Annotated in this window: 24 protein-coding genes and 1 pseudogene; 12 read left to right on the top strand and 13 right to left on the bottom strand. The window is 68.8% G+C overall.

What is annotated here, in order from left to right:
- The first annotated feature begins 358 nt into the window (after window positions 1–358).
- Together LXB15_RS18130 and LXB15_RS18125 are read left to right on the top strand one after the other, a co-directional pair.
- On the top strand, window positions 359–2,278 hold the full coding sequence (locus LXB15_RS18130) for a potassium transporter Kup (protein ID WP_233949768.1): 1,920 nt from the start codon (window positions 359–361) through the stop codon (window positions 2,276–2,278).
- Between the two features lie 120 nt (window positions 2,279–2,398).
- Window positions 2,399–3,208: a M48 family metallopeptidase gene (locus LXB15_RS18125; protein ID WP_233949767.1), complete on the top strand. Its 810-nt coding sequence runs from the start codon at window positions 2,399–2,401 to the stop codon at window positions 3,206–3,208.
- Window positions 3,209–3,212: 4 nt separating this feature from the next.
- On the opposite strand, the pseudogene LXB15_RS18120 reads toward LXB15_RS18125, so the two are convergent.
- Both LXB15_RS18120 and LXB15_RS18115 read right to left on the bottom strand, forming a co-directional pair.
- Window positions 3,213–3,431: pseudogene (locus LXB15_RS18120) on the bottom strand (DUF302 domain-containing protein); the annotation flags it as partial.
- Window positions 3,432–3,480: 49 nt separating this feature from the next.
- Window positions 3,481–4,107 carry a peroxiredoxin gene (locus LXB15_RS18115; protein ID WP_233949766.1) on the bottom strand — a complete coding sequence of 209 codons (627 nt, stop codon included), beginning with the start codon at window positions 4,105–4,107 and terminating at the stop codon, window positions 3,481–3,483.
- 312 nt (window positions 4,108–4,419) lie between these two features.
- Between LXB15_RS18115 and LXB15_RS18110 the strand changes: the two genes are divergently transcribed.
- Both LXB15_RS18110 and LXB15_RS18105 read left to right on the top strand, forming a co-directional pair.
- Complete coding sequence (locus LXB15_RS18110) at window positions 4,420–5,529, top strand: cytochrome-c peroxidase (protein ID WP_233949765.1); 1,110 nt, start codon at window positions 4,420–4,422, stop codon at window positions 5,527–5,529.
- 97 nt (window positions 5,530–5,626) lie between these two features.
- On the top strand, window positions 5,627–6,130 hold the full coding sequence (locus tag LXB15_RS18105; RefSeq protein ID WP_233949764.1) for a cytochrome b: 504 nt from the start codon (window positions 5,627–5,629) through the stop codon (window positions 6,128–6,130).
- 234 nt (window positions 6,131–6,364) lie between these two features.
- On the opposite strand, the gene gyrB is transcribed toward LXB15_RS18105, so the two are convergent.
- On the bottom strand, window positions 6,365–8,800 hold the full coding sequence (gyrB, locus tag LXB15_RS18100) for a DNA topoisomerase (ATP-hydrolyzing) subunit B (protein ID WP_233949763.1): 2,436 nt from the start codon (window positions 8,798–8,800) through the stop codon (window positions 6,365–6,367).
- Window positions 8,801–8,988: 188 nt separating this feature from the next.
- Between gyrB and LXB15_RS18095 the strand changes: the two genes are divergently transcribed.
- The 4 genes from LXB15_RS18095 (at window position 8,989) to rpsU (ending at window position 11,691) form a co-directional block, all read left to right on the top strand.
- On the top strand, window positions 8,989–10,365 hold the full coding sequence (locus LXB15_RS18095; protein ID WP_233949762.1) for a cytochrome P450: 1,377 nt from the start codon (window positions 8,989–8,991) through the stop codon (window positions 10,363–10,365).
- Between the two features lie 341 nt (window positions 10,366–10,706).
- Complete coding sequence (locus LXB15_RS18090; RefSeq protein ID WP_183210958.1) at window positions 10,707–10,919, top strand: cold-shock protein; 213 nt, start codon at window positions 10,707–10,709, stop codon at window positions 10,917–10,919.
- Between the two features lie 103 nt (window positions 10,920–11,022).
- Window positions 11,023–11,307 (top strand): hypothetical protein, encoded by a 285-nt coding sequence (locus LXB15_RS18085; protein WP_233949761.1) that lies wholly within the window; start codon window positions 11,023–11,025, stop codon window positions 11,305–11,307.
- Window positions 11,308–11,391: 84 nt separating this feature from the next.
- Window positions 11,392–11,691, top strand: a complete 300-nt coding sequence (gene rpsU, locus LXB15_RS18080) for a 30S ribosomal protein S21 (protein ID WP_233949760.1) — start codon at window positions 11,392–11,394, stop codon at window positions 11,689–11,691.
- Between the two features lie 248 nt (window positions 11,692–11,939).
- Here rpsU and LXB15_RS18075 read toward each other — a convergent pair whose 3' ends face one another.
- The 4 genes from LXB15_RS18075 to coaBC all read right to left on the bottom strand — a co-directional run bounded on the left by LXB15_RS18075 (window position 11,940) and on the right by coaBC (window position 15,405).
- Window positions 11,940–12,482, bottom strand: coding sequence for a DUF6653 family protein (locus LXB15_RS18075; RefSeq protein WP_233949759.1), 543 nt, complete (start codon window positions 12,480–12,482; stop codon window positions 11,940–11,942).
- Between the two features lie 56 nt (window positions 12,483–12,538).
- Window positions 12,539–13,564 carry a cysteine synthase A gene (gene cysK / locus LXB15_RS18070; RefSeq protein WP_233949758.1) on the bottom strand — a complete coding sequence of 342 codons (1,026 nt, stop codon included), beginning with the start codon at window positions 13,562–13,564 and terminating at the stop codon, window positions 12,539–12,541.
- Window positions 13,565–13,726: 162 nt separating this feature from the next.
- Window positions 13,727–14,191 (bottom strand): dUTP diphosphatase, encoded by a 465-nt coding sequence (gene dut / locus LXB15_RS18065; RefSeq protein ID WP_233949757.1) that lies wholly within the window; start codon window positions 14,189–14,191, stop codon window positions 13,727–13,729.
- Window positions 14,188–15,405, bottom strand: coding sequence for a bifunctional phosphopantothenoylcysteine decarboxylase/phosphopantothenate--cysteine ligase CoaBC (coaBC, locus tag LXB15_RS18060; RefSeq protein ID WP_233949756.1), 1,218 nt, complete (start codon window positions 15,403–15,405; stop codon window positions 14,188–14,190). The genes dut and coaBC overlap by 4 nt, the downstream gene beginning before the upstream one ends.
- 284 nt (window positions 15,406–15,689) lie before the next feature.
- Here coaBC and LXB15_RS18055 point away from each other — a divergent pair, with 284 nt between their 5' ends.
- The 4 genes from LXB15_RS18055 (at window position 15,690) to gndA (ending at window position 19,206) form a co-directional block, all read left to right on the top strand.
- Window positions 15,690–15,848 (top strand): DUF3563 family protein, encoded by a 159-nt coding sequence (locus tag LXB15_RS18055; protein ID WP_233949755.1) that lies wholly within the window; start codon window positions 15,690–15,692, stop codon window positions 15,846–15,848.
- A 174-nt stretch (window positions 15,849–16,022) separates the two neighbouring features.
- Window positions 16,023–16,967: an ABC transporter ATP-binding protein gene (locus LXB15_RS18050; RefSeq protein ID WP_233949754.1), complete on the top strand. Its 945-nt coding sequence runs from the start codon at window positions 16,023–16,025 to the stop codon at window positions 16,965–16,967.
- Window positions 16,964–17,725, top strand: a complete 762-nt coding sequence (locus tag LXB15_RS18045; protein ID WP_233949753.1) for an ABC transporter permease — start codon at window positions 16,964–16,966, stop codon at window positions 17,723–17,725. Before LXB15_RS18050 ends, LXB15_RS18045 begins: the two co-directional genes overlap by 4 nt.
- Window positions 17,726–17,778: 53 nt before the next feature.
- Window positions 17,779–19,206 (top strand): NADP-dependent phosphogluconate dehydrogenase, encoded by a 1,428-nt coding sequence (gndA, locus tag LXB15_RS18040; protein WP_233949752.1) that lies wholly within the window; start codon window positions 17,779–17,781, stop codon window positions 19,204–19,206.
- 6 nt (window positions 19,207–19,212) lie between these two features.
- Here gndA and LXB15_RS18035 read toward each other — a convergent pair whose 3' ends face one another.
- Genes LXB15_RS18035 through LXB15_RS18010 form a run of 6 tightly spaced genes read right to left on the bottom strand, consistent with a single transcriptional unit; the run spans window position 19,213 to window position 23,478 of the window.
- Complete coding sequence (locus LXB15_RS18035; protein ID WP_233949751.1) at window positions 19,213–20,517, bottom strand: arsenic transporter; 1,305 nt, start codon at window positions 20,515–20,517, stop codon at window positions 19,213–19,215.
- A gap of 15 nt (window positions 20,518–20,532) precedes the next feature.
- Window positions 20,533–21,276, bottom strand: a complete 744-nt coding sequence (arsH, locus tag LXB15_RS18030; RefSeq protein WP_304502381.1) for an arsenical resistance protein ArsH — start codon at window positions 21,274–21,276, stop codon at window positions 20,533–20,535.
- Window positions 21,273–21,680 (bottom strand): arsenate reductase (glutaredoxin), encoded by a 408-nt coding sequence (gene arsC, locus LXB15_RS18025; protein WP_233949750.1) that lies wholly within the window; start codon window positions 21,678–21,680, stop codon window positions 21,273–21,275. The genes arsH and arsC overlap by 4 nt, the downstream gene beginning before the upstream one ends.
- 13 nt (window positions 21,681–21,693) lie before the next feature.
- Window positions 21,694–22,233: an arsenate reductase ArsC gene (locus LXB15_RS18020; protein ID WP_233949749.1), complete on the bottom strand. Its 540-nt coding sequence runs from the start codon at window positions 22,231–22,233 to the stop codon at window positions 21,694–21,696.
- Window positions 22,230–22,613 (bottom strand): helix-turn-helix transcriptional regulator, encoded by a 384-nt coding sequence (locus LXB15_RS18015; protein WP_233949748.1) that lies wholly within the window; start codon window positions 22,611–22,613, stop codon window positions 22,230–22,232. Before LXB15_RS18015 ends, LXB15_RS18020 begins: the two co-directional genes overlap by 4 nt.
- Window positions 22,614–22,656: 43 nt before the next feature.
- A complete protein-coding gene (locus LXB15_RS18010; RefSeq protein ID WP_233949747.1) occupies window positions 22,657–23,478 on the bottom strand; it encodes a potassium channel family protein in 822 nt (273 codons plus the stop codon).
- Between the last annotated feature and the right edge of the window lie 91 nt (window positions 23,479–23,569).

The raw sequence follows: 23,569 nt of genomic DNA, 5'->3' as shown, positions 1-23,569 counted from the left end.
GCGATTTCAACCGCTGAAACAGCGACGGACGTCACCTACGCCCATGCTATCCCCTTGTGCAACAACGGTGATACGGACGGGCGGCCATCCGCTGCCCCGGCCTCGGTGCGCTCGTCGGCTCCGGCGTGTCCAGCCCGGCGCCGGAGGGATATCATCCTCCGGCAAAAGCACGCTCGCGGCCTCTCGATCTGTGGTGCCGGCTACGATGAACAGACCTTGGCAAACGGAGTTGCCGCGTTGAGATGCGTGGGGGAATCCCCTATGGGACCGTCCCCGACGGTCATTTGTGCGGCGGAGCGTGCCGATCGCGGCGTGGAACGCGTCCGGCGCCGAGCCCTGTTGCCGACTTGAGTACGCCATGACAACGACGACCGACGCGGGCGAACCGGCACTGGGCGACCAGGGATCCGGCGGCCCTGCCATCCAATCGACCGCCCGCTTCTGGCCGCTGGTGATCGGCTCGATCGGCGTCGTCTATGGCGACATCGGCACCAGCCCGCTCTACGCGCTGCGGGAGTCGCTGGCACCGGTCAGCCGCGACGGGCTCGCCGACGCGGAAATCATTGGCGTCGTGTCGCTGCTGCTCTGGACGCTGACGCTCATCGTCACGCTGAAATACGTTGTCCTGGCGCTGCAGGCCGACAACAACGGCGAGGGCGGCAACCTGTCGCTGCTGGCGCTGGCCCAGAAGACGCTCGGCCGGCGCGGCTTCCTGCTGGCGATCGGCGTCCTCGGCGCCTCGCTGTTCTACGGCGATGCCGTCATCACCCCGGCGATCTCCGTGCTGTCGGCGGTGGAAGGCCTGAAGCTGGTGACGCCGGCCTTCGACGGATGGGTGCTGCCGATCACCAGCGTCTTCCTGGTGGCCCTCTTCCTTGTCCAGAGCCGCGGGACCGGCAAGATCGCCCGCTTCTTCGGGCCGTTCACGCTGGTCTGGTTCCTCGTCATGGGCGGACTCGGCGTGGTCCATATCGGCGACCGCCCGGACATCCTGCTGGCGCTCAGCCCGCTCAGCGCGCTCGGCTTCATCGCCGAGCACGGCTCGCTGGCGCTGGTCGTCCTCGGCTCGGTGTTCCTCGCCGTCACCGGCGCGGAGGCCCTCTACGCCGACATGGGGCATTTCGGCCGCCGGCCGATCCGGGTCGCCTGGGGCCTGGTGGTCTTCCCGGCCCTCGCCCTGAACTATCTCGGGCAGGGCGCGCTGATCCTGTCGCGTCCGGACGCGCTGGAGAACCCGTTCTTCCTGCTGGCGCCGGGATGGGCGCTGCTGCCGCTGGTCATCCTCGCCACCGGCGCCACGATCATCGCCAGCCAGGCGGTGATCACCGGCGCCTTCTCGGTGACGCAGCAGGCGATCCAGCTCGGCCTGCTGCCGCGGCTCGAGATCCGCCACACCTCCTCCGAGCAGTTCGGCCAGATCTACATTCCGGCGGTGAACTCGATGCTGTTCGTGACGGTGATGCTGCTCGTCTGGACGTTCGGGAGTTCCAGCGGCCTGGCAAACGCCTACGGAATCGCGGTGACCGGCGACATGGTGGTGACATCGGTCCTCGCCTTCCTGGTGTTCTGGAAGTTCTGGAAATGGTCGTTCTGGCTCGCGGCCCTGGTGATCGCGCCGCTGATCGCGCTGGAGTTCGTCTTCCTCGGGGCGAACCTCCTGAAGGTGTTCGACGGCGGCTACGTCCCGCTCGGCATCGCCGTGCTCCTGTCGCTGCTGATGGCGGTGTGGATCCGTGGCACCGCGCGGACCTTTGCCAAGGCGCACAAGGACGCGATCCCGCTGGACGATCTCTGCCGCATGCTGGAGCAGTCGAAGCCGCTGCGCACGCGGGGCACCGCGGTGTTCCTGACCTCCGACGCCGGCATTGCGCCGAGCGCCCTGCTCCACAACCTCAAGCACAACGGCGTCCTGCACGAGCAGAACCTCATCCTGACGATCCGGATCGCCAACCGGCCGCGGGTGGACATTGCCGAGCGGGTGCGGATCGAGGAACTGACCGGCTCGTTCAAGCGGGTCTCCCTGACCTTCGGCTACATGGAGGAGCCGAACGTCCCGAAGGCGCTCGCCATCGCCAGGAAGATGGGGCTGAAGTTCGAGATCATGTCGACCTCGTTCTTCCTCAGCCGGCGGGCCTTCGTCGCCTCCTCGCATTCCGGCCTGCCGCTGTGGGAGGACAATCTCTACATCACCATGGCGCGCTCGGCCGCCGACGCCTCCAGCTTCTACTGCCTGCCCACCAACCGCGTCATCGAGCTCGGGCAGCAGTTCGCCGTGTAGCGGCCGCCGTCCGGCATCGGCCCGCGACCGCGCCGTTCGTCCCGCCCGACATGGCGCTGCGGCGGGGCGTTCCCATATCAGCGGCAGCGCGCCCGCCCCGGGCGACCCTCAGGAGTTGCCGTGTACATTTTCGCCTTCGTCTTCGCCGTTCTCAGCGCCGGCTGGACCCTGGTCTTCGGCTGGGACACGGTGCCGCACACCGGCCGCTGGCACGTGATCGGCGTCGATGCAGATACCGCGGCGTCGCTCGGCGAGCGCGCCTTCGACGAGGTCCTGGCGCGCGAGCCGGTCGTCGCGGAGGGACCTGCCGTCGAGGCGGTCAGGGACATCGTGGCGCGGCTTGCCCCGCACGCCAACGCGCTTGCCGGCCGCGACTTCGACTGGGACTTCGCGGTCATCGACGATCCCGCGCCCAACGCCTTCGCGCTGCCGAACGGCAATCTCGCGGTGCAGACCGGGCTGCTGCCGGTCACCGGCCTCGAGGACGGGCTGGCCGCCGTGGTCGGCCACGAGATCGCGCACGTCATCGCGCGCCATCCCGAAGAGCGCCTGACGCAGCAGGAATTCGCCCGGCTCGGGCAGTTCGCCGCCTCGCTGTTCTTCGCCGATGCCGATCCGGCCGCGCAGGCGGCGATCGCCGGCGCGCTCGGGCTCGGAGCGGAATATGGCATCCTGCGGCCGTTCTCGCGGACCCACGAGAGCGAGGCGGACAGGATCGGCATGATCCTGATGGCGAGGGCCTGCTACGATCCACGGGCGGCCGCGCAGATATGGCAGCGCATGGCGGAACTTGGCCGCGCCTCGCCGGAGATCCTCTCTACCCACCCGGCGCACGAGACCCGTATCGCCCAGCTTTCCGGTCACCTCGCCGAGGCGATGGCGGTGCGCGAGAGCGCCGGCTGCGCGCCGTTGCCGGCGCAGGTCGGCTGACCCGACGCGGCTCCAGCCCGATGGCCTGGTAGGCCATGCCCGGATTGCAGGCGCCGAGAATGCGGTAGGGTGGCATCTCGACATCCAGCTTCTTCTTCATCGTCGCCTTGACGTCGATCTCGGTGAGCACGCCGAAGCCATGCTCGGCGAGGGCGGCACGCGTGCGCCGGTCGACGTCGTCGATGGTGGCGCCGGAGATCAGCCGATTGATCGTGTAGGTCATGGTTCCACCTGTCTCATCGGAGTCGACGTCGCCGCGCCTCGAGACGGTTTCAGACCGTCGTGGTGCGCAGATACGGGCGGATTTCCGTCCAGCCCTGCGGGAACAGCAATTTCGCGGCGGCGGTGTCGATCGAGGTCGGAATGATCACCTCGCCGCCCTTCCGCCAGTCCGCGGGCGTGGCGATCTTCCTGGCATCGGCCAGTTGCAGCGCATCGATGACGCGCAGGATCTCCTCGAAATTCCGCCCCACGTTCATCGGGTAGGTCAGGGTCAGGCGGATCTTTTTGTCGGGGTCGATGATGAACACCGACCGCACCGCCTGCGTGCTGCTCTGGCCGTCATGGATCATGTCGTAGAGCTTCGCCACCGTGCCGTCCGGGTCGGCGACGATGGGAAAGGTCACGGTCGTGTGCTGGGTGTCGTCGACGTCCGCGATCCATTTCCGGTGGTCCTCGGCGCTGTCCGTCGACAGGCCGAGCGGCTTGACGTTGCGCTTGGCGAATTCGCCGGCGAGCTGCGCCGTCCGGCCGATCTCGGTGGTGCAGACGGGTGTGAAATCGCCGGGATGGCTGAAGAAGAACACCCAGGACGTGCCGATCCAGTCATGGAACGAGATCGTCCCGGTGGACGTGTCGGCGGTGAAGTCGGGCGCGGTATCGCCGATGTGAAGTCCCATGGCGGGTTTCCTTTGCGGTCGTCTCGGGGCGCATGGCCGCCACGGTGCGGCAGCGGCCATGTCGCGTCCTTGATCCCCGTCAATCCGCCCTCGCGTCGACGTCGGCCTGCGGTCCGGCACCGGAGAGCCCGCTCCGCTGCATCCCGGCAGTAGTCTGCCTGAACCTCGTGAGATGTCGGGACCCGTCCCTGTCGGGCCGGCACGTCAGATGCGATCGGGGCCGCCCGGTGCCCGACAGGCACCGGTCGTTCCGCTCCTGTTGCTTGCGGTTACGCCGCCTTGGCGCTTCGATTTACGGCGAGCCGAATGTAATTGACCTGGATCAAGGAAGCTGACCTCCGTTCGGCGATCCTTTGGTCTTCTGAAGATCGACGGAGGCTGCGCATGAGACGGAATGCGTTGATGGTTTCCGCGACGGCCGTGCTTGCAGGCATCGCAGGCAGTGTGGCGTCCGCCGCCGGCCCCGGTCTGCGCGAGGAAGCCCTCGCCCTCTTCGAGCCGATCCCCCAGTCCCCGGACCCGGCGCCCGATCCGGCCGCCGTGGAACTCGGCAAGGCGCTGTTCTTCGAGCCCCGGCTTTCCGAGGGGCACAACATCAGCTGCAACACCTGCCACAATCTCGGCACCGGCGGTGCGGACCTCGCGCCGGTATCCCTCGGTCATCGCTGGCAGAAGGGCGGGCGAAACTCTCCCACCGTCCTGAACGCGACCTTCAACACCGCGCAGTTCTGGGATGGCCGGGCCGCCGACCTGGCCGAGCAGGCGGGCGGACCGATGGTCAACCCGGTCGAGATGGGCTCGACGCAGGAACATGTCGTGGAGCAGTTGAAGGGCATCCCCGGCTATCGGCCGCTCTTCGCCGCGGCCTTTCCGGCCGACCCCGATCCGGTCAACTTTGCCAATGCCGAAGCCGCGATCGCCGCCTTCGAGCAGACGCTGATCACGCCGGACGCGCCGTTCGACCGTTTTCTGCGCGGCGACGACGCGGCGCTGAACGACGAACAGCAGGCCGGCCTGCGCGCGTTCATCGACCAGGGTTGCGCGGCCTGCCACAACGGCATCAATCTCGGCGGTAACAGCTACCGGCCCTTCGGCGTCGTCGAGAAGCCGGATTGGGCGATCCTGCCGCCCGGCGACAAGGGCCGCTTCGCGGTCACCCGCGCCGAGGAGGACGCCTACGTCTTCAAGGTGCCGACATTGCGCAACATCGCCGTCACGCCGCCGTACTTCCATTCGGGCGCGGTCTGGGATCTGAAACTGGCCGTAGGGGTCATGGGTTCGGCCCAGCTCGGGTCGGCGCTCGACGCCGATCAGGAGGCGAGCATCGCGGCGTTTCTCGACAGCCTGACCGGCGAGATGCCGCGGATCGTCTATCCCACGCTGCCGCCCAGCACCGCGGACACGCCGCGCCCGCAGCAGTGATCGGCCAAGGCTCCGGCGCCTGCACCGGCCGGCGGGTGCCGGCGGGCCCGCCCTCGCGGCGCGATGATCCTCGGTTCGAAACGCGCAGGAGACGACCATGATCGGCGACAGCATCGATGACGTGCGAGGCTACTCTACCCTCCAGATCGGCCTGCACTGGCTGATCGCCGCGCTGGTTCTCGTCCAGCTCGTCTTCGGCGAAAGCATGACCGCGTTCGTCGAGGCGGCGGAGGAGGGACGTGCCGCATCGGCGCTCGATGCGCGTCTTGCGAGCGTGCACTATTATTTCGGCATCGCCATCCTCGGGCTGGTCGCCATCCGCCTGGCGTTGCGCGTCGGACGGGGAACGCCGGCCGCGCCCGAGGCGAGCAGGGCGCTGGAAGTGGCGGGCCGGATCTCCCACTGGCTGTTCTACGCGCTGCTGGTCGTGGTGCCGGTCACGGGGCTGCTCGCCTATTATCTCGGCGACCCGTTCGGCGAAGTTCACGAACTGGGAAAGCCGCTCTTCATCGGCCTCATCGCGCTCCATGTCGTGGCGTCGCTCTATCACCAGTTCTGGCGCAAGGACGGGCTCCTGATGCGCATGCTGCGGCCCGGATGAGCCGGAGCCGCTGCCGGCCGGATGTGGCGGAGCCGGCCATCGTTCTTGATCGCGGCCGGCCCGCCCACGATGCGATCGCACTGTCGAACGCCGGCGACGCCTGCAACGGGCAGGTCGCCGCGGTGGTCGTTGGACGACGAGGACGGCCGACGCCGCCTGTAGTCGGCGGTCGGCGGCATCCGGGTCAGACCCCGACCCGGGGCGGAGCGTTCTCCGCCTCGCCGAGACGCCCGCTCAGATGTCGAGGTTGGCGACCGACAGGGCGTTGTCCTGGATGAACTCCCGGCGCGGCTCGACCTCGTCGCCCATCAGCCGCGAGAACAGCTGGTCGGCGTCGGTGGCGTCGTTGATCTTCACCCGCACCAGCGTGCGCGCATCGGGATCGAGCGTCGTTTCCCAGAGCTGCTCCGGGTTCATCTCGCCGAGGCCCTTGTAGCGCTGCGTCGCGATGCCCTTGCGGCCGACCTCGAAGACCGCCAGCAGCAGCTCCAGCGGGCCGGAAAGCGGCCGCTCGGTCTCCTTGCGGCGCAATACGGGAAGGCCGCGATACACTTCCGCCAGCCGGCCGGCCAGGCGGTTGAGCTGCAGCGCGTCGCCGGAATTGATCAGTGCCGCGTCGAGGGTCTGCGCCTCGGTCACGCCGCGCACCGTGCGGGCGAAGCGGTAGCCGCCGTCGATGGCCTCGCCGGTCCAGCCGCGCTCGGTCTCCTCGGCCACGAGGTCGAGCCGCTCGGCGATCCGCTGCGCCATCGCCGGAGCCTGCGCCGGGTCCTCGGCGATCTCCGCCGTCAGCGCGCCGCAGATCGCCGCCTGCTCGACGGCGCTGCGGTCGTAGCGCGAATGCAGCCCGGCCATCACCTGGCGCAGCTGCAGCGCGTCGTCGACGACGCTGCGCAGGTCGCGGCCGACCCGCACCTCGCCTGATTCCAGCGTCAGCGAGGCGTCGTCGAGACCGCCCTCGATCAGGTAGTTCTCGAGCGCCTTCTCGTTCTTCAGGTACTGGCTCTGCTTGCCCCGCGTCACCTTGTAGAGCGGCGGCTGGGCGATGAACACGTGGCCGCGCTCGATCAGCTCCGGCATCTGCCGGAAGAAGAAGGTCAGCAGCAGGGTGCGGATATGGGCGCCGTCGACGTCGGCGTCCGTCATGATGATGATCTTGTGGTAGCGCAGCTTGTCGGCGTTGAACTCGTCCTTGCCGATCGAGGTGCCGAGCGCGGTGATCAGCGTGCCGATCTGGTCCGACCCGAGCATCCGGTCGAAGCGCGCCCGCTCGACATTGAGGATCTTGCCCCGGAGCGGCAGGATCGCCTGGTTCTGCCGCGACCGCGCGCCTTTTGCCGAGCCGCCGGCCGAATCGCCCTCGACGATGAAGATCTCCGACTTGGCGGGATCGCGCTCCTGGCAGTCGGCGAGCTTGCCGGGCAGCGAGGTGATGTCGAGGGCGCCCTTGCGGCGCGTCAGCTCGCGCGCCTTGCGGGCGGCCTCGCGCGCGGAAGCCGCCTCGACCACCTTGCCGATGACGATCTTGGCTTCCTGCGGATGCTCCTCGAACCAGCTCGACAGCGTCTCGTTGACGAGGCTCTCGACCACCGGCCGGACCTCGGAGGAGACCAGCTTGTCCTTGGTCTGCGAGGAGAATTTCGGGTCCGGCACCTTCACCGACAGGACGCAGGACAGGCCCTCGCGGCTGTCGTCGCCGGTGAGCGAGACCTTCTCCTTCTTCAGGATGCCGGAGGCCTCGGCATAGCCGGTGACCTGGCGCGTCAGCGCGCCGCGGAAGCCGGCCATGTGGGTGCCGCCGTCACGCTGCGGAATGTTGTTGGTGAAGCAGAGGACGTTCTCGTTGTAGCTGTCGTTCCACCACAGCGCCGCCTCGACGACGATGCCGTCCTTCTCGCCGTGCAGCACGATCGGCTCGCTGATCAGCGGCTTGCGGGCGCGGTCGAGATATTCGACGAAGGCCTTGAGGCCGCCCTCGTAGAACAGCTCCGTGCGCTTCTCGTCGGCGTGGCGCCGGTCGGAGAGCACGATGCGTACGCCCGAGTTGAGGAAGGCGAGCTCGCGCAGCCGGTGCTCCAGCGTCGCGTAGTCGAAGTCGATGACGCCGGTGAAGGTGGCGGGCGAGGGCAGGAAGGTGATCGTCGTGCCGGTCTCGCCGCCGGAATCGCCGATCGCCTTCAGCGGCGCGTCCGGCACTCCCTCGGTGAACGACATCTCGTGGATCTTGCCCTGGCGCTTGATGGTCATCTTCAGCCAGACCGACAGCGCGTTGACCACCGAGATGCCGACGCCGTGCAGGCCGCCGGAAACCTTGTAGGAATTCTGGTCGAACTTTCCGCCGGCATGCAGCTGAGTCATGATGACCTCTGCCGCCGAGACGCCCTCGCCGGTGTGGATATCCGTCGGGATGCCGCGGCCGTTGTCGGTGACGGTGCAGGACCCGTCGGGGTTCAGCGTGACGGTGACGCCGGTGGCGTGGCCGGCCAGCGCCTCGTCGATCGAGTTGTCCAGCACCTCGTAGACCATGTGGTGCAGGCCGGAGCCGTCGTCGGTGTCGCCGATATACATGCCGGGACGCTTGCGAACCGCGTCCAAACCCTTGAGCACCTTGATCGAATCGGCGCCATAATCGGATTCGGCGCTGGGGTTCGTGTCGTTCGCAGCGGACATGATGTTCCTTGGGTTCGGGCAGGCACGGCGAGCCGCGACGAATCGCCTCTCGCGTGCGCCGTATATAGAGTGTCGCAGGGGCTTTTGAAAGGCGAAGGGCGCGCTCGGGCCGGCCCTGGCGGCGGTCGCTTCTCGACGCCGGCGCCCGCCGCGCCCATATGCGTCGGAACGCAAGGATTCCCGCGCCCATGGACCATCCCATCGCCTCTCCCGCCCGGCCGTTCCGCGCGCCCGCTCCGGTGCCGCATGCCACGCCGCTCGGCTTTGCCGGCTTCCTGCGGACCGCGACGCGCAACCCGATCGAGATCTGGGGCACCCGTGCGTTCAAGGAGCCGTATATCCGCGGCAGCTGGCTGGGCGTCCCCAACATCGTCATCAACGACCCGGCGGGCGTGCGCCACTGCATGGTCGACAATGCCCGCAACTACGTCATGCAGCCGCTGCGCCAGCGCCTCCTGCGTCCGCTCCTGCGCGACGGGCTGCTGACCGCCGAGGGCCCGCTGTGGCGGCGCACCCGCAAGGCCATCGCCCCGGTCTTCACGCCGCGCCACATCGCCGGCTTCACCGGCGCCATGGAGCTGCGCTCCCGCCGCGCCGCCGAGCGGCTGGGACGGCTGGAAGGCCGCGTCACCGACGCCGCGCACGAGATGACGCTGCTCACCTTCGATATCCTGCAGGCGACGCTGTTCTCCGACGACATCGCCAGCGAGCCGGAGGCCTTCGCCCGCTCGACGCAGCAGTTCCTCGGCTCGATGGGCCGGATCGACCCGCTCGACCTGCTCGGCGCCCCCGCCTTCCTGCCCCGCCTGCGGCGGCTGAAGGGGCGCAAGTCGATGCTCTATTTCCGGGCCCTCATCGCCGACACGGTGGCGCGCCGGCGCGCCCAGATCGAGCGCGACCCGGACGGCGCGCCCAACGACCTGCTGTCGCTGCTGGTCAAGGCCGACGGGCTCTCCTCGGCCGAGATCGAGGACAACATCATCACCTTTATCGGCGCCGGCCACGAGACCACCGCCCGCTCGCTCACCTGGACGCTCTACCTGCTCAGCCAGGCGCCGGAGGAGCGGGCGCTGGTCGAGGCCGAGTTGGACACGCTGCTGCCGACGCTCGCCGATCCGAACGACTGGGCCGACAAGCTCGTCCATACGCGCGCCGCCTTCGAGGAGGCGCTGCGCCTCTACCCGCCGGCGCCCTCGCTCAACCGCACGGCGCTTGCGGCCGACAGCACCGGCGGCGTCGACATTCCGGCCGGCTCGACGGTGCTGGTGATGCCCTGGCTCATCCACCGCCACGAGATGCTGTGGGACCGGCCGGATCACTTCATCCCGAGCCGCTTCCTGCCCGGCAACCGCGAATCCATCGACCGCTTCCAGTATCTGCCCTTCGGCATCGGCCCACGGGTCTGCATCGGCGCCGGCTTCGCGCTCAACGAAGGCGTCATCGCGCTGGCCAGCCTGCTGCGCGGCCTGCGCTTCGACTATGCCGGCACGGCGGCGCCGGAAGTGGTCCAGCGCATCACCATCCAGCCGCTGGGCGGCATGCCGATGCGGGTTTCCCGGCGCTGACCGGGTCATTTGGCTCGCGTCCTCGCGGACGCGGGCCGGGCTGACATCGCGGCAGAGAGGGCCGAGGCGGAGGGTTGCCCTTGCGTCTGGCGTTGCCGCGGCTCATAATGGAGCTTCGGGTATTTTGCAGACCCGGAGTTTGGCAGACGTTCCGACCACGCAAGGGGTCGCCCCCGGATGATCTCCGACGGGCCCAGGGAACCGACCCTTGCGCCGAATCCTTGTGAACTTCCGAACTTCGGCCGCGGCTTGCCGCGTCTACAAGCAACCTGGAAGGCGTTCGCAGTGCGACGGCTTCAGCCGTGTCCGGAAGCGGCCGGCAAGCGACAGAAGGTCATTCCATGAGCCAGACTGGTACCGTCAAATTCTTCAACGAGGCGAAGGGTTTCGGATTCGTGACGCCCGATGGCGGCGCGAAGGACGTGTTCCTTCACGTTTCCGCTCTCGAGCGCGCAGGCATCTCCTCGCTCAACGAGGGTGACAAGATCAGCTTCGACACCGAGCCGGACACGCGCGGCAAGGGCCCGAAGGCGATCAACGTCCAGCGCCTTTGATATCCGGCGAGGCGGCTGACGGGATCCGTCGGCCGCCTCAGCCGTTGCCTTCCTGTCGATGCCTGCATCGCTTCGACACAAGACGAACAAGAAGGTCCATGCGATGGACAACTCTCGAAGGGCGCGGGAACGCGCCGAAGCCGTCCTTTCCGGTCCTCCGGACCGTCCCGTAAAAGGTTCGGCGGTCGGGATAATCGCTGCGGAAACGCAGGCTCGCGGCGAGAAGACGGCCCGTCTCAAGCAGCTTCGGCTGGAGCGGGACGCCGCCGAGCCGCCGGCACCCGTCAAGGTGAAGAAGCCGGCGGCGAAGGCGAAGACGGCGACCAAGGCCAAGGCAGCGCCGAAAGCGGCTAAACCCGCTGCGCGCGCCAAGAAGCCGGTCGCCTGATCCAACAAGGGTCATAGGACCCAGAGTGCAAGGCAATGACCCGCGTTCGCGGGCATTTGCCGTTTTTTGAACGAAGGAGCTGTTTTGAAAGTCGACGTCAGAGACAACAATGTCGATCAGGCCCTCCGGGCCCTGAAGAAGAAGCTGCAGCGCGAAGGCGTGTTCCGCGAGATGAAGGCGCGCCGCGCCTACGAGAAGCCCTCGGAACGCCGCGCCCGCGAGAAGCAGGAAGCGATCCGCCGCACCCGCAAGCTCGCCCGCAAGCAGGCGCAGCGCGAAGGCCTGCTGCCCGGCCCGAAGCGCAAGCTGCGTCCCGGCGCACCTGGTGCTCCCGGCGCCGCGCGTCCGGGTGGTGCTCCCGCGCCGCGTCCCGCCTACGGCTGAATGACGGGCTGATCGGGCGACCGGCGGCGAGGCATTGCCTCCCGGCCGGCTCCGAACGAGGTCTTTCGTCGCCGTGGTCCTGTGATGTCAGGGCTCTTTGATCGCTCCGGAACCGTGCGCGCGACCCCGTCGCCGCGCGGCGGTTCCGTTTGGGCTGATGCCGACGGGAAGCGACGGCGTGATTCCATGTCTTGGCATGGGGCTGCAGGCGGTCCTCATTCCGTCGCCTGGCGGCGTTCGTCCGGTCGCTATCGTGTGCGGCAGGGTTCTTGCGAGGTCGGTTCCGGCACCAGCCAGTCTCGATAGCAGGGCTCCGTCCGGCACATGTCCTCGAACAGCCAGACCATCCTGTCGACGAACCAGAGCTTGGCCCCTGCCATTAGGCAGAGGCCAACCAGCGTTGCCGTGATCTCCAGCCTGACCAGCCCGTAGACCAGCACGGCTGCGCCGATGAAAGACACCGTCGTGAGCACGACGGCCGCCCGTCGATGATGCGCGGGGATCGGCACGCTGCGCCGGGCGAGATACGCCCGCTCGCCGAAGGTCGCCTTGGACGCCCAGTTGTCGGGCTGCCGGGGCGGCGGGAACAGGCGCGGGTTGGCAAACAGGAACACGACGATCGCCGCGACGGCGGGCGCCGCCCACCAGCCGATCCACATCCGGCTCCAGATCGCCAGGACCAGCAGCGGCACGGCGGCAACGCGCGTCCAGACGCTCCACGGGCTGGCATGGCGCCGCCAGACCTGATCGTCCATGCGCATCAGCCGTTCGAGTGCCGCGAACAGGTCCATGGCGCTGGAGCGCCGGCAGGCCGGGCGCTGGCGCCCGAACCCGCCGGCGATCGCCGTCAGATCGACGGCGCGCCCTTCCGCGGTTCGGCCTCTTCCTCGTCGCCCAGCCCGTCGAACAGCGCGGTCGACAGGTAGCGTTCGGCGAAGGAGGGGATGATCACCACGATGTTCTTGCCCTCCATCTCGGGTCGCTGGCCGATCTTGATCGCCGCCGACAGCGCCGCGCCGGAGGAGATGCCGACCGGCACGCCCTCGAGCCGGGCAACGAGCCGGGCGAGCTCGAAGGATTCCTCGTTGGTCACCTGCACGACCTCGTCATAGACCTCCCGGTCGAGGATCGCCGGGGCGAAGCCCGCGCCGATGCCCTGGATCTTGTGCGGGCCGGGCGTGCCGCCCGACAGGACGTGCGAGGCCTCGGGCTCGACGGCGACGATCCAGATACCCGGCTTGCGGGCCTTCAGAACCTGGCCAGCGCCGGTGATCGTGCCGCCGGTGCCGATGCCGGAGACCAGCACGTCGATCTCGCCCTTGGTGTCGTTCCAGATCTCCTCCGCCGTGGTGACGCGGTGGATCTGCGGGTTGGCGGGGTTCTCGAACTGCTGCGGCATCACCGCGTTGGGGATGCCGGCGACCAGTTCCTCGGCCTTGGCGATGGCGCCCTTCATGCCCTTGGCGCCCTCGGTCAGCACCAGCTCGGCGCCGAGCAGGCGCAGCATCTTGCGCCGCTCGACCGACATCGTCTCGGGCATGGTGAGGATGAGATTGTAGCCCTTGGCCGCCGCCGCGAAGGCCAGCGCGATGCCGGTGTTGCCGGAGGTCGGCTCGACCAGCGTCGTCTTGCCGGGCGTGATCTTGCCGTCCGCCTCGAGCTTCTCGATCATCGCGACGCCGATGCGGTCCTTGACGCTGGCGATCGGGTTGAAGAATTCCAGCTTGGCGAGCAGGTTCGCCTTGACGCCCTTCTCGGCGGCGAGCTTGCCCAGCCGGACGATGGGCGTGTCGCCGATCGTGTCGACGATGGAATCGTAGATGCGTCCGCGGCCGTGCGTGCGCGCCGTGGCTTCGGTCTCGGGTCTGTCCATGTTCGCCTCCTTCCCTCGTCGCGCGCCACCGGCCGCGACCCCTGTCTGCGGATCAACGTAGGACGGAAGTGGGCGGTTTGTGAGGTCGGCGTGTCCAAAACCGGCCGCGGCGGCGGAAAACCGTCCTCTTTCGGGCGACGGCTGTAACGGGTCCCGGTCGCGTCAGCCGCGCCCGGTCGAGCCGAAGCCGCCAGTGCCGCGGTCCGTCTCGTCCAGCGTCTCGCGGGCCTCGAAGCGCGCGGCGACGACCGGCGCCACCACCAGCTGCGCGATCCGGTCGCCGTCGACGACCCGGAACGGCGCATCGCCGAGATTGACCAGGATCACCTTCACCTCGCCGCGATAGTCGCTGTCGATCGTGCCGGGCGCGTTGAGCACCGTGACGCCGTGCGAGGCGGCAAGCCCGGAGCGGGGCCGCACCTGCACCTCGAAGCCGGCGGGGATCTCGAAGGCGAGGCCGGTCGGCACCATCGCGCGGCCACCCGGCATCAGCGTCAGCGGCTCGGCCAGCGCCGCCCGTATGTCGGCGCCGGCCGCGCCCGCCGTCGCGAAGGCCGGCAGCGGGGCCCCGGCGCCATGCGGCAGGCGGCTGACGCCGATCGTCGGCGCCTCGTGCAAGTCGCTCATGGCCGCGCCTCGGCCCCGAGGCGCGCGGCGATCCAGTCGGCCAGCCGCCGCGCCACTTCGCGCTTGTCGAGCGTCGGCCAGGCCTCGACGCCGTCGCGCGTGACGATGTGGACGGTATTGTCGGCGCCGCCCATCACCCCGTGCTCGCCGGAGACGTCGTTGGCGACGATGGCGTCGGCGCCCTTGCGATCCAGCTTGCGCCTCGCGTTGGCGAGCAGGTCGTCGGTCTCGGCGGCAAAGCCGACGACCAGGCGCGGCCGCTCCGGGCCATGGCCGATCGTCGCGAGGATGTCGGGGTTCTCGGTGAGGGCGAGCGCCGGCGCCGCATCCGCCGCCTTCTTCAGCTTGCGCGTCGCGGCCTCCTCGACCCGCCAGTCGGCGACGGCGGCGACGAAGATCGCGGCGTCCGCGGGCAGCGCCCCGCGCACCGCCTCCAGCATCTCGCGCGCCGTCTCGACGCGCCGCACGGTCACGCCGGCCGGATCGGCGATGCCCACCGGCCCGCTGACCAGCGTCACCTCGGCGCCGAGCGCCGCCAGCGCGGCGGCGATCGCGTGGCCCTGGCGGCCGGAGGACCGGTTGGCGATGTAGCGCACCGGGTCGATCGGCTCGTGCGTCGGCCCGGAAGTCACGACGATGCGTTTGCCGGCAAGCGTCCGCGGCCGGCTGCCCAGCAGCGCCGCCGCGGCATCGGCGATCTCGGTCGGCTCGGCCATCCGCCCGGTCCCCGCCTCGCCAGCCTCGGCCATCTCGCCGGCATTCGGCCCGACGAAGCGCACGCCGTCGGCGGTCAGCTGCGCCAGGTTGCGCCGCGTCGCCGGGTGCGCCCACATGGCCGGGTTCATCGCCGGCGCCATCAGGATCGGCGCCTTGGCCGCCAGCAGGACCGCCGTCGCGAGGTCGTCGGCCAGCCCGTTCGCCGCCCGCGCCATCAGATTGGCGGTGGCGGGCGCGACGAGCACGAGGTCGGCCTCGCGGGCCAGCCTTATATGGCCGACATCATGTTCGTCCTCGCGGTCGAAGAGTTCGCCGAACACCTTGGAGGCGGCGAGCGCGCCCACCGCCAGCGGCGTCACGAACTCGCGCGCCGCCGTCGTCATCACCGGCCGGACCACCGCCCCGCGCTCGCGCAGCCGCCGGATCAGGTCCAGCGACTTGTAGGCGGCGATTCCGCCGCCGATGATCAGCAGGATGTGCTTGCCGGAAAGGCTCATTGCGCCGCCGCCGTGCCGGGGACCACCGCCGGGGGGCGCTGCGCCGGGGAGGCGTCGCGGGAGAGGGGGCCGGCCATGTCTGCCTCGTCGGCTGGGCGTCGATCACGTCGCCCGACATCTAGTCGGGCGCGGCGGCGGAGGCAACGCGCCCCGGCGCCAAGGACCGGCTGATCCGCGCGCCGCCAGCAGCGCGGCTACCCGGTAACCACATGGCAGCGTTGCATTCCGGCGCGTTGTTGCATTGCACAACGCCGCTTACCTTCATGGACGAAAGGAGACACGCCATGAACATCACCAACACCCTGCGCGGCCTGCTCCGCGGTACCGGACGGCGCGACGTCGTCCGCGAGTATCTCGACCAGTCCGTTTCGCTCGCCGATCTGGAGCGCCGTCAGCGCGAGATCGACTCCGGCCGCTTCCGCGGCAGGAACTACCCGTTCTGACCATCTGACGGTCGGGGCCGAAAGGCCCCGAAGCATCCCGCGCGATCATGCGCGGACGCGAACGCGCGGCGGCCGGCCTTTTCCTCGCCGCCGAACTGCCTATCTGCCGGATCGGCAAGCCACCAGGCTGGATCCGGCCAGGCTCCGCCAGCGCCTGCTCAAACCCATGGCACCATGTCCGCGACCCAATCCCCCCCGCCGATCCTCTCCGTCCGCAACGTCTCGAAAACCTACAAGGGTGGGTTCCAGGCGCTGAAATCGATCGACCTGGACATCGCGCCGGGCGAGATCTTCGCGCTGCTCGGGCCGAACGGCGCCGGCAAGACGACGCTGATCTCCATCATCTGCGGCATCGTCAACCGCTCGACCGGCACGGTGACGGTCGCCGGCCACGACATCGACAAGGGCTATCGAACGGTGCGTTCGATGATCGGCCTCGTCCCGCAGGAACTGACCACCGATGCGTTCGAGTCCGTCTGGGACACGGTGTCGTTCTCCCGCGGCCTGTTCGGCAGATCGAAAAATCCCGCCCATATCGAGAAGGTGCTCCGCGACCTGTCGCTGTGGGACAAGAAGGACGCCAAGATCCGCACCCTGTCGGGCGGCATGAAGCGCCGCGTGATGATCGCCAAGGCGTTGTCGCACGAGCCGGAAGTGCTGTTCCTCGACGAGCCGACCGCCGGCGTCGACGTGGCGCTGCGCCGCGAGATGTGGGCTGTCGTCCAGCGCCTGCGCAAAGGCGGCGTGACCGTCATCCTCACCACCCACTACATCGAGGAGGCCGAGATGATGGCCGACCGGGTGGGGGTGATCTCCCAGGGCGCGCTGATCGTCGTCGAGGAGAAGAACGAGCTGATGCGCAAGCTCGGCCACAAGGAACTGACGCTGCATCTGCAGGACGCCGTTTCCGGCCTGCCTGAAAGCCTCGCCGGCTACGATCTGGCGCTGTCGGCCGACGGCACGACGCTCACCTACAGCTACGACACGCAGGCCGACCGCACCGGCATCGCTACGCTGATGCGGCTGCTGGCGGAAGCCGGCATAAGGTTCCGCGACCTGTCGACCAAGCAGTCGACGCTCGAGGAGATCTTCGTCGGCCTGGTGGAGGAAAAGCCATGAACTACCAGGCCGTCGTCGCGATCTTCCGCTTCGAGATGGCGCGGACCTTCCGCACCATCATGCAGAGCGTCATCTCCCCGGTTATCTCGACCTCGCTGTATTTCGTCGTCTTCGGCGCGGCCATCGGCTCGCGCATCACCGAGATCGACGGCGTCTCCTACGGCGCCTTCATCGTGCCGGGCCTGATCATGCTGTCGCTGCTGACCCAGAGCCTGACCAACGCCTCCTTCGGCATCTACTTCCCGAAATTCACCGGCACGATCTACGAGATCCTGTCGGCGCCGATCTCCGGGATGGAGATCGTCCTCGGCTATGTTGGGGCGGCGGCGACCAAGTCGGTGATGCTCGGGCTGATCATCCTCGCCACCGCGACGCTGTTCGTCGACCTGCGGATCGAGCATCCGGTCTGGATGATCGTCTTCCTGCTGCTGACGGCGATCACCTTCGCGCTGTTCGGCTTCATCATCGGGATCTGGGCGGACGGTTTCGAGAAGCTGCAGGTCGTGCCGCTGCTGATCGTCACGCCGCTCGCCTTTCTCGGCGGCAGCTTCTACTCGATCCGGATGCTCCCGGAGTTCTGGCAGGACGTCAGCCTGCTCAACCCGGTCGTCTACCTGATCAGCGGTTTCCGCTGGGCCTTCTTCGGCACCTCGGACGTATCGATCGGCATCAGCCTCGGCATGACGCTGGTCTTCATGGTCGCCAGCCTCGTGGTGATCGGCTGGATCTTCCGCACCGGGTGGCGGCTGAAGAGCTGACGGCGCGGAGTGTTTTCGTCGGCCGCTCTGGCGGCCGGACAGGAGAGTGACGGATGAGTGAGCAAACCGCCGATATCGGGGTCGTCGGCCTCGGCACCATGGGCTCCAACCTGGCGCTGAACATCGCCGAGAAGGGCTTCACGGTCGCGGTCCACAACCGCACCAGCGCCAAGTCCTTCGCCCTGCGCGACGACAATCCCGGCATCGGCGACAATGTCGTGCCGGCCGCCTCGCTGGAGGACTTCGTCGCGTCGCTGAAGACGCCGCGGCTGGTGCTGTTCATGGTGCCGGCCGGCAAGGTCGTCGACGACGAGATGGAAGCGATCGCGCCACTGCTGTCGCCGGGCGACGTGATGATCGACGCCGGCAATGCCGATTTCAACGATACGATCCGCCGCTCCCAGGCGGTCGAGGGCACCGGGCTGCAGTTCGTCGGCATGGGCGTCTCGGGCGGCGAACTCGGCGCCCGGCACGGCCCTTCGATCATGGTTGGCGGCGCCGAGGCGACCTACGGCCTGCTGTCGCCGATCCTTACGCGCATCGCCGCGCAATACGAGGGCGAGCCCTGCGTCGCCTGGCTCGGGCCGGACGGCGCCGGCCACTTCGTCAAGACCATCCACAACGGCATCGAATATGCCGACATGCAGATGATCGCCGAGATCTACGGCATCATGCGCGACGGCATCGGGCTCGCGCCGAAGGCGATGGCCGCGATCTTTTCCGACTGGAACACCCGCGGCCTCTCCTCCTATCTGATCGAGATCACCGCCGTGACGCTGGCCGAGACCGATCCGGAGACCGGCCAGCCGATGGTCGACGTGATCGTCGACGAGGCGGGCCAGAAGGGCACCGGCCGCTGGGCGGTCATCGAGGCGCAGAAGCTCGGCGTCGGCGCCACCACCATCGAGGCCGCGGTGTCGGCCCGCGGCGTCTCGGCGCGCCGCGAGGAACGCGCCGCCGCCGGCGCGCTCTATGCCGGCATCCCGACCGAAGCCGGCGGTTTTACCGGCGATGCGGCGAGCCTCGGCGAGCTGGAGCAGGCGCTGGAGACAGCCAAGATCATCGCCTATGCGCAGGGCTACGCCACCATGGCGGCAGCGTCGGAGGAGTTCTCCTGGAACCTGCCGCTGGCCGAGATCGCACGGATCTGGCGCGCCGGCTGCATCATCCGCTCGCGCTTCCTCGACGACATCGCCCGCGCCTACGACAGCGGCGAGACGGTGCCGAACCTCCTGCAGGCGAAGGACTTCGTCGCCCGCGTCTCGGCCGGCCAGGAAGCCCTGCGCCGCGTCGTCGCCAAGGCCAGCCTCGCTGGAATCCCGGTGCCGGCGCTGTCGGCGGCGCTCGCCTATCTCGACGACTACCGCCGCCCGCGCGGCACCACCAACCTCACCCAGGCGCAGCGCGACCTGTTCGGGGCGCACACCTTCCACCGCCTCGACAGGGACGGCGTCTTCCACCACCAGTGGCCGGCGGTCTGACCGCCGTCAGCCGCTGATCACCGGGAGCCACAGCCACAGGCCGACCAGCGTCGCCAAGAGCACCGGCGGCGTGATCAGCAGGCCGACCTTCATGTACTGGCCCCAGCCGATACGCACGCCCTTGCCGGCGAGGACGTGCAGCCAGAGCAGCGTCGCCAGGCTGCCGATCGGGGTGAATTTCGGCCCGAGATCGTTGCCGATGACGTTGGCGTAGACCATCAGCTCCTGCGTCAGCGGTGCGACGTCGGCCCGGTCGATGGCGAGCGCGCCGACCAGCGTCGACGGCATGTTGTTCATCACCGAGGCGAGGATGGCGGCGGCAAAGCCGGTACCGACCGTGGCGACGAAGGTGCCCTGGCCGGCGAGCCAGACCAGCAGCCCGGCGGCGAGGTCGGTGAGCCCGGCATTCCCCAGCCCGTAGACCACCAGATACATGCCGATCGAGAACAGCACGATCTGCCAGGGCGCGTGGCGCATGACGCCCGGGACCGAGACCACCGGCTGCTCGCGCGAGAACCACCGCCCGGCGATGGCGACGAGGATCAGCGCGGCGGCGCCGGTGACCAGCGCGATCGGCACCTCGAAGCGGGCGGTGACGAAATAGGCGGCGAGCAGGACCCCGAGCAGCGGGAAGGCGGCGCGGAAGACGTGATGGTCGCGGATCGCACCCCGCGGCGGTTCGAGATCGTCGACCCTGTAGGTTTCCGGCACGTCGCGGCCGTAATAGGCCCACAGCACCAGCAGCGTCGCGGCCAGCGCGACGAAGTTCACCGGCACCATCACCGCGGCGTAGCGGTCGAAGCCGATGCCGAAATAATTCGCCGAGACGATGTTCACGAGGTTGGAGATGACCAGCGGCAGGCTGGTCGTGTCGGCGACGAAGCCGGTGCCGATGATGAAGGCGAAGGCCGCCTCCGGCCGGAAGTCGAGCCGCAGCAGGATGGCGAGCACGATCGGCGTGAGCAGCAGCGCCGCGCCGTCATTGGCGAACACCGCGGCGATCGCCGCGCCCAGCACGATGACCAGCGGGAACAGAAGCCGGCCCCGTCCGCCGCCCCAGCGGGCGACGTGCAGCGCCGCCCAGTGGAAGAAGCCGGCCTCGTCGAGGATCAGCGAGATGATGATCAGCGCGACGAAGGTGAAGGTCGCGTCCCAGACGATGTGCCAGACGATCTCGAGGTCGCCCAGATCCACCACCCCGAGCGCCAGCGCGACGGCGGCGCCGGCGAGCGCGCTCCAGCCGATTCCGAGCCCCTTGGGCTGCCAGATGACGAGGACGAGCGTGGCGATGAAGATCGCGAAGGCAAGCATGGGTGGGGATCCGGCCTAGATGGCGCGCTGGTTGACGCGAAGGGAGACGGCTTCGGCGGTTTCGACGCGCTCGGAATAGCGGTCGGTGAGATAGGCCGAACGCCCGCGGGTCAGGTGGGTGAACTTCACCAGCTCCTCGCAGACGTCGACGATGCGGTTGTAGTAGGGCGAGGGCCGCATCCGCCCGGCCTCGTCGAACTCGTTGAAGGCTTTCGCCACCGAGGACTGGTTGGGGATGGTGACCATCCGCATCCAGCGCCCCAGGATGCGCATCTGGTTGACCGCGTTGAAGCTCTGCGAGCCGCCGCTGACCTGCATGACGGCGAGCGTCTTGCCCTGGGTCGGGCGGACGCCGCCGAGCGACAGCGGCAGCCAGTCGATCTGTGCCTTCATGATCGCCGTCATCGCGCCGTGGCGCTCCGGACTCACCCAGACCATGGCCTCCGACCACATGGCGAGGTCGCGCAGCATCTTGACGCGCGGATGGTCGGGCTCGGCCCCGTCCGGCAGCGGCAGGTCGCGCGGATCGAAGGTCCTGACCTCGCAGCCGAACCAGCGCAGCAGCCGGCCGGCCTCCTCCGCGACGAGGCGCGAATAGGAGCGCTCGCGGATCGAGCCGTAGAGCACCAGCACCCGCGGCGGATGCGCCGGCGCGTCCGGCCCGGCCAGCGCCGCCTTATCGATGCGCCGCAGCTGCGCGATGTCGATGTTCGGCAGGTCGAAAGCGGTGGCGCCGCTGTCCGGCGGGGTGCCGGTCACGCCTCCCTCGTGACGATCTCGCCGTCTTCCTTGACGAAGCGCCCGATGGCGGGATGCGGCAGGATGTCGAGCACCTTCTCGGACGGGCGGCAGAGCCGCGCGCCCTTCTCCGTCACGACGATCGGCCGCTCGATCAGGATCGGATGCTCCATCATCGCCTGCAGCAGTTCCTCGTCGCTGAGCTTGGGATCGTCCAGGCCGAGCTCGGCATAGGGCGTGCCCTTCCGGCGCAGCAGGTCGCGCGGCTTCATCCCCAGGATGTCGAGCAGCTCGATCAGCGTCTCGCGGCTCGGCGGGTCCTTGAGATACTCGATCACCTCCGGCTCCTCGCCGGACTGGCGGATCATCGCCAGCGTGTTGCGCGAGGTGCCGCATTGCGGGTTGTGGTAGATCGTGACGGTCATGCTCGGCCTTTCATCACGCGGCGGTTTCCTGGCCGCTCGCGGCTTCGTTGCTGCTCCCGATCGCGTCCAGCCGGCGCTTCAGGCTGATCCGGTCGAGACTGGCCAGCGGCAGGCTCGCGAAGATCGAGATGCGGTTGCTGAGCATGCGGAACGTGTCGGCGAAGGCAAGCGCCCTTTCGCCCGGCGTCCCCTCCACCCGCGCCGGATCCGGCACGCCCCAATGCGCGGTCATCGGCTGGCCCGGCCAGACCGGACAGACTTCGCCCGCCGCGTCGTCGCAGACGGTGAAGACGAAGTCGAGCTTCGGCGCGCCGTCGCGGCCCTCGGCGAATTCCTCCCACGGCTTCGAGCGCAGGCCCGTGGTTGCAAAGCCGAGGCGGGACAGAAGGTCGAGGGTCATCGGATTGACCTCGCCGGACGGATCGCTGCCGGCGGAAAAGGCGCGGAAGCGGGCGGCGTGGTCGCGGTTCATGATGCTCTCGGCGATGATCGAACGCGCCGAGTTCCGGGTGCACAGGAACAACACGTTGAGCGGGCCGGCCTGGGTCGTCATCGGGTCTCCTCCGCCGCCTGGACGTCAAGTGATCTTTCGCCGGACCCGCCGTCCTCGCAGCCGCACGGATCGGCCGCGATGCCGCAGATTTCCGGGTGGCCCTCGCAGCAATCCTCGGCGAGGAACGCCAGCAGCCCGCGCATCGCCTCGAAATGCGCGGCGTAGCGGATACGGCGTCCCTCGCGCCACGACCGCACGAGGCCGGAGCGTTCGAGCGTGCTGAGGTGGAAGCTCATGCGGGTCGGCGCGATGGCGAGCCGCGTGGCGATCTCGCCGGACGGCACGCCGTTCGGCCCGGCCTTGACCAGCATCCGGAAGGCGTCGAGGCGGTCGGCGTGGGCGAGCGCGGCCAGGGTGACGACGGCGTTGTCTTCGATCATCCTGCAACCCTACAAGGATTTTTGCAGAATGCAAGACGCTGCGTCAGTGGACGCCGTCGTCGCGGATCTTCAGCATGTGCCCGCAGGCCTTGCAGTGGACGGCGTCGACGTCGTGGCGCTGCAGGCCGCAATCGGGGCAGGGGAACATCACCTTGTACGGCCGGAACACTGCCTGGGCGAGGCGCACGAACAGCGAGATGCCGATGATCATGATGACGATCGAGGTCAGCTTGCCCCAGGTCCCCGGCAGGGTGATGTCGCCGTAGCCGGTCGTCGTCACCGAGGCGACGGTGAAGTAGAAGGCGTCGATATAGCCTTCCAGGCCCGAGCCGTAGCGGAAGAAGGTCGTGTAGATGAAGCCGGTGGCGAGGAACAGGAAGGTCATCAGATTGACGATGGCCCGCCCCGGCGTCTCCCATTCCGGATGGCCCCACCGGCGCAGCGGCCGCCAGAGGGCGCCGCTCTGCGAGATCGACCACAGGCGGACGATCCGCAGGAAGCCGAAATTGACCAGCTCGTTCGGAAACAGCAGCGTCGCCAGGATCACCAGGTCGAGCAGCACGAAGGGCTGCCGGAGCCAGCGCAGCGGCTCGCGGGCGGCGAAGCAGCGGGCGGCGATGTCGAGTCCGAGGATCGCCGCCACCGAGTAGTCGATGACCAGGAACGTCGGCATCTCGCGCAGCACCGGACTGGCGATGAAGAACGCGATGATCACCAGGTCGACGATCAGCACCGCCACCTGGAATCGCAGCGCGTTCGGCCGATGCCCGTGGTAGAGCCGGCGCAGGTGGACGCGGGCGCGCGCGACGCGCGTGCGCAGTCGGCGTCGGTGCGTGCCGGGATGGGGGCGGAGGGATCGCTGCATGACGGCCGATGGTGCGAAGCGGGACGCTGAAGCGCGTGCCCGGATCGTCGGGGTCCTAGCGCAGGAAGCACGAGGAGTACAGAAATGACGC

Source organism: Aurantimonas sp. HBX-1, assembly GCF_021391535.1.
GTDB lineage: Bacteria > Pseudomonadota > Alphaproteobacteria > Rhizobiales > Rhizobiaceae > Aurantimonas.
This window is presented reverse-complemented; position numbering and strand designations above follow the sequence as displayed.

Excerpts from the sequence above, each read along its gene's own strand:
- LXB15_RS18130 (WP_233949768.1), top strand. The coding sequence starts at position 359 with ATGACAACGACGACCGACGCGGGCGAACCGGCACTGGGCGACCAGGGA.
- LXB15_RS18115 (WP_233949766.1), bottom strand. The coding sequence starts at position 4,107 with ATGGGACTTCACATCGGCGATACCGCGCCCGACTTCACCGCCGACACG.
- LXB15_RS18105 (WP_233949764.1), top strand. The coding sequence starts at position 5,627 with ATGATCGGCGACAGCATCGATGACGTGCGAGGCTACTCTACCCTCCAG.
- gyrB (WP_233949763.1), bottom strand. The coding sequence starts at position 8,800 with ATGTCCGCTGCGAACGACACGAACCCCAGCGCCGAATCCGATTATGGC.
- LXB15_RS18095 (WP_233949762.1), top strand. The coding sequence starts at position 8,989 with ATGGACCATCCCATCGCCTCTCCCGCCCGGCCGTTCCGCGCGCCCGCT.
- LXB15_RS18090 (WP_183210958.1), top strand. The coding sequence starts at position 10,707 with ATGAGCCAGACTGGTACCGTCAAATTCTTCAACGAGGCGAAGGGTTTC.
- LXB15_RS18085 (WP_233949761.1), top strand. The coding sequence starts at position 11,023 with ATGGACAACTCTCGAAGGGCGCGGGAACGCGCCGAAGCCGTCCTTTCC.
- LXB15_RS18075 (WP_233949759.1), bottom strand. The coding sequence starts at position 12,482 with ATGGACCTGTTCGCGGCACTCGAACGGCTGATGCGCATGGACGATCAG.
- cysK (WP_233949758.1), bottom strand. The coding sequence starts at position 13,564 with ATGGACAGACCCGAGACCGAAGCCACGGCGCGCACGCACGGCCGCGGA.
- dut (WP_233949757.1), bottom strand. The coding sequence starts at position 14,191 with ATGAGCGACTTGCACGAGGCGCCGACGATCGGCGTCAGCCGCCTGCCG.
- coaBC (WP_233949756.1), bottom strand. The coding sequence starts at position 15,405 with ATGAGCCTTTCCGGCAAGCACATCCTGCTGATCATCGGCGGCGGAATC.
- LXB15_RS18055 (WP_233949755.1), top strand. The coding sequence starts at position 15,690 with ATGAACATCACCAACACCCTGCGCGGCCTGCTCCGCGGTACCGGACGG.
- LXB15_RS18050 (WP_233949754.1), top strand. The coding sequence starts at position 16,023 with ATGTCCGCGACCCAATCCCCCCCGCCGATCCTCTCCGTCCGCAACGTC.
- LXB15_RS18045 (WP_233949753.1), top strand. The coding sequence starts at position 16,964 with ATGAACTACCAGGCCGTCGTCGCGATCTTCCGCTTCGAGATGGCGCGG.
- gndA (WP_233949752.1), top strand. The coding sequence starts at position 17,779 with ATGAGTGAGCAAACCGCCGATATCGGGGTCGTCGGCCTCGGCACCATG.
- LXB15_RS18035 (WP_233949751.1), bottom strand. The coding sequence starts at position 20,517 with ATGCTTGCCTTCGCGATCTTCATCGCCACGCTCGTCCTCGTCATCTGG.
- arsC (WP_233949750.1), bottom strand. The coding sequence starts at position 21,680 with ATGACCGTCACGATCTACCACAACCCGCAATGCGGCACCTCGCGCAAC.
- LXB15_RS18020 (WP_233949749.1), bottom strand. The coding sequence starts at position 22,233 with ATGACGACCCAGGCCGGCCCGCTCAACGTGTTGTTCCTGTGCACCCGG.
- LXB15_RS18015 (WP_233949748.1), bottom strand. The coding sequence starts at position 22,613 with ATGATCGAAGACAACGCCGTCGTCACCCTGGCCGCGCTCGCCCACGCC.
- LXB15_RS18010 (WP_233949747.1), bottom strand. The coding sequence starts at position 23,478 with ATGCAGCGATCCCTCCGCCCCCATCCCGGCACGCACCGACGCCGACTG.